At 75.4% G+C, this 6929-nt stretch carries 8 protein-coding genes and 1 pseudogene; 2 read left to right on the plus strand and 7 right to left on the minus strand.

Annotation, left to right across the window (positions count from 1 at the left end):
* Nucleotides 1-91 precede the first annotated feature (91 nt).
* On the minus strand, nucleotides 92-1192 hold the full coding sequence (locus GCU69_RS06190; protein WP_156205345.1) for a FecCD family ABC transporter permease: 1101 nt from the start codon (nucleotides 1190-1192) through the stop codon (nucleotides 92-94).
* Nucleotides 1189-2217: a FecCD family ABC transporter permease gene (locus GCU69_RS06195; protein ID WP_098753229.1), complete on the minus strand. Its 1029-nt coding sequence runs from the start codon at nucleotides 2215-2217 to the stop codon at nucleotides 1189-1191. Before GCU69_RS06195 ends, GCU69_RS06190 begins: the two co-directional genes overlap by 4 nt.
* Nucleotides 2218-2339: 122 nt before the next feature.
* Here GCU69_RS06195 and GCU69_RS06200 point away from each other — a divergent pair, with 122 nt between their 5' ends.
* Complete coding sequence (locus tag GCU69_RS06200; RefSeq protein WP_098753230.1) at nucleotides 2340-3017, plus strand: HAD family hydrolase; 678 nt, start codon at nucleotides 2340-2342, stop codon at nucleotides 3015-3017.
* On the opposite strand, the gene GCU69_RS06205 is transcribed toward GCU69_RS06200, so the two are convergent.
* Complete coding sequence (locus GCU69_RS06205; protein ID WP_098753231.1) at nucleotides 2942-3256, minus strand: hypothetical protein; 315 nt, start codon at nucleotides 3254-3256, stop codon at nucleotides 2942-2944. The two genes, GCU69_RS06200 and GCU69_RS06205, sit on opposite strands and share 76 nt — an antisense overlap.
* A gap of 209 nt (nucleotides 3257-3465) precedes the next feature.
* On the opposite strand from GCU69_RS06205, the gene GCU69_RS34510 reads away from it, so the two are divergent.
* Nucleotides 3466-3849, plus strand: coding sequence for a cold-shock protein (locus tag GCU69_RS34510; protein ID WP_098753232.1), 384 nt, complete (start codon nucleotides 3466-3468; stop codon nucleotides 3847-3849).
* A gap of 242 nt (nucleotides 3850-4091) precedes the next feature.
* Here the strand turns inward: GCU69_RS34510 and GCU69_RS06215 are convergent, their stop codons facing one another.
* From GCU69_RS06215 to GCU69_RS06230, 4 genes and pseudogenes are all read right to left on the minus strand, one after another.
* Entirely contained in the window at nucleotides 4092-4946 is an 855-nt protein-coding gene (locus GCU69_RS06215) for a 1,4-dihydroxy-6-naphthoate synthase (protein WP_098753233.1), read from the minus strand.
* On the minus strand, nucleotides 4943-5689 hold the full coding sequence (locus GCU69_RS06220) for a futalosine hydrolase (RefSeq protein WP_098753234.1): 747 nt from the start codon (nucleotides 5687-5689) through the stop codon (nucleotides 4943-4945). Before GCU69_RS06220 ends, GCU69_RS06215 begins: the two co-directional genes overlap by 4 nt.
* Before the next feature lie 106 nt (nucleotides 5690-5795).
* A complete protein-coding gene (locus tag GCU69_RS06225) occupies nucleotides 5796-6320 on the minus strand; it encodes a hypothetical protein (protein ID WP_098753235.1) in 525 nt (174 codons plus the stop codon).
* Between the two features lie 26 nt (nucleotides 6321-6346).
* A pseudogene (locus tag GCU69_RS06230) lies at nucleotides 6347-6929 on the minus strand (MFS transporter); the annotation flags it as partial.

Consider the following 6929-nt stretch of genomic DNA (forward strand, 5'->3'; position numbering starts at 1 on the left):
CCGTTCCCGTTCCCGTTCCCGGCCGGGCCGGTCCGGGCCGCGGTCCCTGCCGGAGTCTTCTCCGAGCCAGTGGCGGTCTTCCTGCCGATGCTCATGCCTTGCCTCCGGTACGGCGGACGACGCCGCGGTCCTGCACGATCAGCCACATCAGATACGGGGCGCCGACGGCGGCCGTCAGCACGCCGACCGGCAGTTCGGTGGGGGAGAAGAGGGTCCGCGCCAGCAGGTCTCCGGCGACCACGATCAGCGCGCCGGTCAGCGCGGCGCACAGCAGCGGGATCTGCGCGGTCCGGGTCAGCCGGCGCGCGATCTGCGGAGCGAGCAGCGCCACGAAGTCCACCGGCCCCGCCACCCCCGTCGCCACCGAGGCGAGCACGACTCCGAGCAGCACCAGCCCGAGCCGGGTGTGCCCCAGCCCGGTGCCGAGCGCGGTCGCCGTGTCGTCGTCGAGCGCGACCCGGCGCTGCGCGCGGGCCGCCCACAGCACGGCGGGCAGCAGCGCGAGCAGCGTCCAGCCCAGCGTCGCCGCCTCGCCCCAGCCGCGGCCGTTCAGCGAGCCGGTCGTCCACACCTGCGCCTGCTGGGCGATCAGATGGTCCCCCTCGGTCAGGAACAGCTGGGTGAGGGATCGCAGCGCGACCGCGAAGCCGATGCCGATCAGCACGAACCGGGCGGCCTGGAGCCCGCCGCGCCACGCGAAGACGTACACGAGCGCGGCGGCGGCCAGTCCGCCGGCGATCGAGACGTACGGCAGCACGGCGTACGAGGTGACACCGAAGGTCATCGCGCCGACGGTGACCGCGCTCGCGCCCTGGCTGATGCCGATGACGTCGGGGCTGGCGAGCGGGTTGCGGGCGACGGTCTGGATCAGTCCCCCGGCGATCCCGAAGGCCACGCCGACGAGCAGCCCCACGACCATCCGCGGCAGCCGCAGCACGCCGACCACGAACGCGTCGTCGGACGGCAGCCCGAACGCGGCCCGCACCGCCCCGGCGGGACTCGCGGTGGTCTCGCCGAGACAGAGGTACGCCAGGCAGGCGGCGGCGAGCAGCAGGGCGAGGACGCCGGTGACGGCGGCGGACCGCCGGTGCACCAGGAACGACGCGGGCCCGGCCGACAGCAGTGCGTATCCGGCGGGGCGCGCGGCGCCGGGGCGCGGCGCGGGAGGACGCGCGGTCACCGGGGCGGTCATGCCGTCACCGTCTTCCGGCGCACCAGGGCGACCAGGAACGGCACGCCGATCAGGGCCGTCGTCACCCCGGCCGGCACCTCCGAGGGCGGGAAGAGGATCCGCCCGATCACGTCGGAGACCAGCAGCATCACCGGGCCGGTGAGCGCGGCCATCGGCAGCAGCCAGCGGTGGTCGGTGCCGACGAGCGCCCGCGCGATGTGCGGCACCGCCAGCCCGACGAAGGCGATCGGCCCGGCGGCGGCGACCCCGGCGCCGGTCAGCAGGACCGCGCCGGCCCCGCCCGTGATCCGTACGGCGGCGATGTTCTGCCCGAGGCCCTTCGCGACGTCCTCGCCGAGCGCGAGCGCGTCCAGGCCGCGCGCGACGATCAGCACCAGCACCGCCCCGGCCAGCAGGAACGGCCAGATCCGCTCCGTCACCGCGGCGCCCCGCCCCGCCAGCGAACCGATGTTCCAGAAGCGGAACTCGTCGAGGGTCGCGGCGTCCGTGGTGAGCACGGCGTGGATGACGGAGACGAGCAGGGCGTTGACGGCGGCCCCGGCGAGGGCCAGCTTCACCGGGCTCGCGCCGCTCCGGCCGCGGGCGGCGATCGCGTAGACCGCCACGCCCGCGACGGCCGCGCCCGCGAAGGCGAACCAGATGTAGCCGGTCAGTGTGTGCACCCCGGCGAGGGTGATCGCCAGCACCACCCCGGCCGCCGCGCCCTGGCTGATGCCGAGGATGCCGGGGTCGGCGATCGGGTTGCGGGTGAGGCCCTGGAAGACCGTGCCGGCCATGGCGAGGGCGGCGCCGACGAGCAGCCCGACGACGGTCCGGGGCAGCCGCATGGACCGTACGATTTCGGCCGCGTCGTCCGTGCCGCCGTGCAGCAGCGCGTCGAGGACCGCGGTCGGCGCGAGGGTGCGGCTGCCGACGGCGAGGCTCAGTCCCACCGCGAGGAGCAGCGCGAGCACGGCCGCCGAGAGCCGGCCGACACGGCGCCCGACCAGGGATGTTCTGGCGCTGGTGGGGGCTGGGGCTGACATCGGATCCCATCGTGCGGGCGCCCGCGACGACGCGCGCGGCGGGTGGCGGACTCGGCGGACCGGCGGACCGGTTAGGTAAGGCGAGCCTAAGTGTACTGGTTGGGCACGGCAGAATGGCCGGTATGCCCATGCACCCCCCGACGGTCGGCTTCGACCTCGACATGACCCTGATCGACTCACGCCCCGGCATCAAAGCCGCCTACGAGGAACTCGCCGTCCGCACCGGCACCGCCATAGACGCCGGCCTCGCCGTCAGCCGGCTCGGGCCCCCGCTCGAACACGAACTCGCCCACTGGTTCCCCGTCGAGGCCGTCCCCGAAGTGGCCGGAATCTATCGCGCGATCTACCCCGAGTACGCCATCGCGCCCAGCCCCGCCATGCCCGGCGCGGCCGAGGCGGTGGCCGCCGTGCGGCGCGCGGGCGGCAGGGTGGTCGTCGTCACCGCCAAGCACGGCCCCAGCGCGGAACTGCACCTGCGGCACGTGGGCATCGAGCCGGACGTCCTCGCCGGACAACTGTGGGCCGAGGCCAAGGCGGAGGCGCTGCGCGCGCACGGGGCCGGGGTGTACGTCGGGGACCACACCGGTGACGTACGCGGCGCGCGTACGGCGGGTGCGCTGTCCGTGGCGGTGGCCACCGGCCCGTGCGGCGCGGAAGAACTGCGCGCCGCCGGCGCCGACGTCGTCCTCGACGACCTCAGGGCGTTCCCGGGCTGGCTGGACCGCTACCGGGAGGGCCCGGCCGCCGAGGCCCCCGGCCCGGAGGCCGCGGAGCCCGGAACCCCGGCGTCCCGGGCCTGACGCCGCTGCGCCGCCACCGAGCGCAGCACACCGGCCGCGGCGATCGCGAAGCCCGCGCCCATCAGCATGCTGATGAGGTACGCCACGGTCGGGAAGGGGTCGGCGCCGAGGAGGAGCGGCGCCACGGTGACGACGGTGGCCACCGCGCCGACGACGAAGACGACACCGCCGACGCGCACGAGCCGGTCGCCCGGGCCGTCGGTCGCGGCTGCTGGATTGGCTGGGGTTTCACTGCTCACCCGACAAGGGTAGATGCGGTGCGACGGCCCCGGGCCGGGGGCCGCCGGTGAACGCTGAGGAACCGGCCGGCGACGTCTTGTCACCGGGCGCGAGGCCATTAGCCTTGGAGTCAGGCGGGTCTCGCGACCCGCTCGCCTGCTCTCCGGAGCTGCTTTCCGGTGTTTCCGTGTGGTTTGTTTCCCCGACGAGTACGAAGACGAGGACGGACGTGCCTACCGGCAAGGTCAAGTGGTTCAACAGCGAGAAGGGCTTCGGCTTCCTCTCCCGCGACGACGGTGGTGACGTCTTCGTGCACTCCTCCGTCCTGCCCGACGGGGTGGACGCGCTCAAGCCGGGACAGCGGGTCGAGTTCGGGGTGGTCGCGGGCAACCGCGGTGACCAGGCCCTCTCGGTCACGGTGCTCGACCCGGCCCCCTCGGTCGTCGCGGCGCAGCGCCGCAAGCCGGACGAGCTGGCGTCCATCGTCCAGGACCTCACGACGCTGCTGGAGAACGTCGGCGCGCAGCTGGAGCGCGGCCGCTATCCCGACAAGGCGCACGGCTCCAAGATCGCCGGGATGCTGCGGCACGTCGCGGACCAGCTCGACGTCTGACCCGCTCGTCGTCCGACCCGCTCGATGTCCGACCGGCTCGACGTCCGGCCCGCCCGGCCCCGGCATCCGGTCCGTCCGGCGCCGCGCGCTCCCGCGTGCCCGGCGCCGGAGACCTGCACGGTGCCGGAAGCCCGCCCGGCACCCGCCGTGCCGGGTGGCTCCCCGCGCGAGCGGCGGCTTCCGGCGTCTCCGGGAACGACGGGCGCTTCAGGGAACGACGGCGCCTCGGTGAACGAACGCGCCTACGGGAACGACAGCGCGTCCGGGCCGAGGGGCGGTACGAGCCCCTCGGCCGCCGCGCGGGTGAGCAGCCCGCGCACGGCGGCGTAGCCGCTCTCGCCGAGGTCGGCGGTGAACTCGTTGACGTACAGCCCGATGTGCTGGTCGGCGACCGCCGGGTCCATCTCCTGCGCGTGCTCCAGGACGTACGCCCGGGACGCCTCCGGCGCGTCCCACGCCGCCCGCACCGACGCGCGCGTCGCGTCCGCCACGGCGCGCAGCCGCTCCGCGCCCAGCGACCGCTTCGCGATGATCGCGCCCAGCGGGATGGGCAGCCCCGTCGTCCGCTCCCAGTGCTCGCCCATGTCGGCGAGGCGGTGCAGTCCGTAGTTCCGGTAGGTGAAGCGGGCCTCGTGGATGACGAGCCCGGCGTCGACCTTGCCGTCCCGCACGGCCGGCATGATCTCGTGGAACGGCAGCACCACGATCTCGCCGACCCCGCCCGGCACTTCGGCCGCCGCCCACAGCCGGAACAGCAGATAGGCGGTGGACCGCTCGCTGGGCACCGCGATCCGCTTCCCGCGCAGCCCGGCGGGTCCGGCCGGGCCCGCGGTCAGCACCAGCGGGCCGCAGCCGCGGCCGAGCGCGCCGCCGCAGGGCAGCAGCGCGTAGTCGTCGAGGACCCACGGCAGCACGGCGTACGACACCTTGAGCACGTCGAGTTCACCGCGTTCCGCCATGCCGTTGGTGACGTCGATGTCCGCGAACGTCACCTCCGGCGCGGGCTCTCCCGGCACCTGGCCGTGGGCCCAGGCGTGGAAGACGAAGGTGTCGTTCGGGCAGGGCGAGTAGGCGATGTGGAGCGGACTCCCGGTCACGCTTCCTCCTCGGGATCGGGCCGCAGGGCCGGCGGTACGTCGGGGGACGCCCCCGGCAGCGGGTCCGGCAGCGCGGCGAACGCGGCGGTGAGCGCGGCCAGGGCGTCGGGGATGCGCCAGGCGGCGCGGTCGCGGGGGCCCACCGGGTTCGAGACGGCCCGGATCTCCAGCACCGGCACCCCGTGCGCGGCCGCGGCCTCGGCGACCCCGAAGCCCTCCATGGCCTCCGCCGCCGCCCCGGGATGACGCTCCGCCAGCGCGGCGGCGTGCCCGGCGGTGCCGGTGACCGTGGAGACGGTGAGCACCGGGCCGTACACGGCGCCGGTGGCGCGGGCGACGGCGCGCGCCAGCCCCTCCGGGGGCCGGTGGGCGTCGGTGCCGAAGCCGAGCGCGGTGACCGGCAGGAAGCCGTCCGGTGTCTCGGCGCCCAGGTCGGCCGCGGCGATCGACTCGGCGACCACCACCGAACCGACCGGCGCGACCTCGGCGAAGCCGCCGCCGATCCCGGCCGAGACCACGAGGCCGTACGGCCGTCCGGTGATGTCCGCGGCGGTCAGCGCGGTCGCCGTCCCCGCCGCGGCGGCTGCCGGGCCGACCCCGGCGGCGAGCACGTCGAGGCGGCCCTGCCGGCGCAGCCCGTAGCCGGGCCGCGGACGGCCGGGCAGGGCGATCCGGCGGCTGCCCGCCCCGCCGAGCACGGCATCGGCCTCGGCGGCGACGGCGGTGACGACCAGGATCCGCATCAGCGGGTCCCGGAAGGCGCGGTGACGCGGCCGCCGGGCCGGGAGCGGAGCGGCCCGGCGGGTGTGGTGCGGTGGCCGCGGAACGGGAAGCGGCCGGTGGGGCCCGTCAGGACGAGGCCCGTTCCAGGGTGAAGGACCAGGTGCCCTTCGCCGCGCCCTTGTTGTCCACCTCGACGATCGTGACCTGCGCGGTCTTCGGGACCGAGGCGGCGCCCGACTGGCCCTGCTGCGGGGCGAAGATCTCGTCGTGGTCGAAGGAGCGGTAGGTGTCCTTGGACGCCTCGGGCATCGTGCCCTGGCCGTTGACGACCATGGCCCAGCCGGACTCGGCGATCTCCGGCTCCACGCCGATGCGGACCTGCTCGCCGTCGGACACGGTGAGCTTCTCGCCCTGCTTCTTCGTCAGGCAGCTCTGCAGGTCCTTCTCGGAGAGCTTCTTGCCGTCGTTCCAGCAGGACGCCTCGGCGGAGGCGGAGTCCGATCCGACGGTCACGGTCGCCATGGGCGTCGGCTTGTCGCAGGCTGCCAGGGCGGCCAACCCGAGGGTCACGGCTCCGAGGGCGGCGGCCGTACGCCGGGCCCGGCCCCGGGACTGCGTCGTAGTGCGGCTGGGCCGCTTGGCAACGGTCATGCCCGCAGGCTATCGGTCCGCCCAGCTCATGAGCGCGCGGGGTGCGGCGTGCCGCGCCGCCCGGCCGTGAGCAGCCCCGGCACGGTGGCGACCGCGCCGATCGCGACCAGAGCCGCCGCCACGGCCATGCCCAGCGTGCCGTGCAGCGGCAGCGCGATGCCGATCGCGCCGCCCACCACCCACGACATCTGGAGCAGCGTCTCGGAGCGGGCGAACGCCGACGTCCGCCCCTCCTCCGGCATGTCCCGCTGGATCATCGCGTCCAGCGACAGCTTCGCCAGCGCCTGCGACAGCCCCGCGACGCCCGCCACACCGGCGACCGCCGGCGCGCTGAACAGTGCCGCCGCCGCGATCGTCGCCGCGAGCGCCACCGCCAGTACCGTCGCGACGATCGCCTCCGGGCCGCGTTCCCTGAGCCACGCCCCTGTGGCCGTCCCCAGCGCGTTGCCGGCGCCCGCGGCGACCCCGACGATCCCCAGCGACACGGCCGCGCTCTGTCCGGCGAGCGGCTCCTCGCGGAGCAGGAAGGCCAGGAAGAAGATGAGGAACCCGGAGAGCGCGCGGAGCGCCGCGTTGGCCTGGAGCCCGTGCAGCACGGACGGGCCGACG

This window comes from Streptomyces lycii (assembly GCF_009735685.1).
GTDB classification, from domain to species: domain Bacteria; phylum Actinomycetota; class Actinomycetes; order Streptomycetales; family Streptomycetaceae; genus Streptomyces; species Streptomyces lycii.